Origin of the sequence: Mesorhizobium sp. M1142, assembly GCF_040318565.1 — a bacterium.
GTDB lineage: Bacteria > Pseudomonadota > Alphaproteobacteria > Rhizobiales > Rhizobiaceae > Mesorhizobium.
Genome location: NZ_JAMYMK010000075.1, coordinates 1 through 1,060, shown reverse-complemented (window position 1 = coordinate 1,060; position 1,060 = coordinate 1). Strand labels below are relative to the sequence as shown.

The window sequence follows — 1,060 nt, the reverse complement described above, 5'->3', positions numbered from 1 at the left end:
GAGAACAGAAAGGGCTCGCTGGCGACCGCGTTCTCCTTGTGCCCGGCCCGCCAAACGAAATCGAGCTTGTGAGGCGCATCTTCAATATGTTTGTTGCTGAAGGGCAGAGCATGGCCGGCATATCGGTTCGTCTGAACAAGGAAGGAGTGCCATCCACATACGGGTATCTGTGGACGACCGGGCGCGTCGCATCTCTTCTCAAAAGCGAGTTGATGATAGGCTACTATGTCTACCAAGGTGGGCCTGATGATGGAGTGATCGTAACCTTTTCCATCCGGCCGTCTGGCCGCATCACATTGATATCCAAAACTTCCTTCATTGCTGGTATAAACGCGAATGTCATCGGGCCCGTTGATGACGATCTGACAGCGGTAGCCATCAAGCTTGATCTCATGAATCCACCCATCGCCTGACGGTGGCTTGGGCATCAGGGTTGGCAGCATCGGCGGAATGAACTCGAGGCGGCCGGCGCCGGTACTTACAATTTTACGCACCCAGTCAATACTAGGTACAAAGCTTATATTAGCCAGAGTGAACGTAACGATTTCCGCGTTGATGCCGCAACGAAAGCTGTTTGCCCACGTTGCCATTGATCCGAAGCTCCACCATGAGGTTCACATGGCCGACGACAAGAGCACGCGTGACCGAGACCGCCTGGGGTCCAGCCAGGACTACGACGTGGAGCATTTCGCGCAGCAGAATGACATCCCCGTGGATCAGGTCCCCGAACTGATCCGGGCCAGCGACAATGACCGCGCGGGCGTTGCGGAAGCCACCAAGGCCCTCCGGCGGGCGGGCGGCCGGAGCCGATCCGACGGCAAGGGAGATCCGCCAAAGAGCACGAATGTACCTCGGCGAAGCGAAAACTGATTGCCAAAAAAGGTGATGTCTCCAATGGGCGAACGAAATTCGGCCACCGACAGACCCGTCATCCTGGCTCGCTGCCATCCGCAATCAATCGGTAGCGGAAATGATGTAAGCGGGTAGCTGATGCCGTTCAGCGCTGGTAGTTCCAAGGCATAAGCGCCTCGATATCGCTGTTTGGCCAGCCATTGGCGAT

At 56.6% G+C, this 1,060-nt stretch carries 2 protein-coding genes; one reads left to right on the top strand and one right to left on the bottom strand.

Features of this window, described 5'->3' with window-relative positions:
- The coding region (locus tag NKH42_RS31380) for a DNA ligase-like domain-containing protein (protein ID WP_502896277.1) at positions 1 to 590 on the bottom strand (590 nt) is incomplete at its 3' end.
- Between the two features lie 28 nt (positions 591 to 618).
- Here NKH42_RS31380 and NKH42_RS31120 point away from each other — a divergent pair.
- Complete coding sequence (locus tag NKH42_RS31120) at positions 619 to 870, top strand: hypothetical protein (protein WP_352509279.1); 252 nt, start codon at positions 619 to 621, stop codon at positions 868 to 870.
- Positions 871 to 1,060 lie beyond the last annotated feature (190 nt).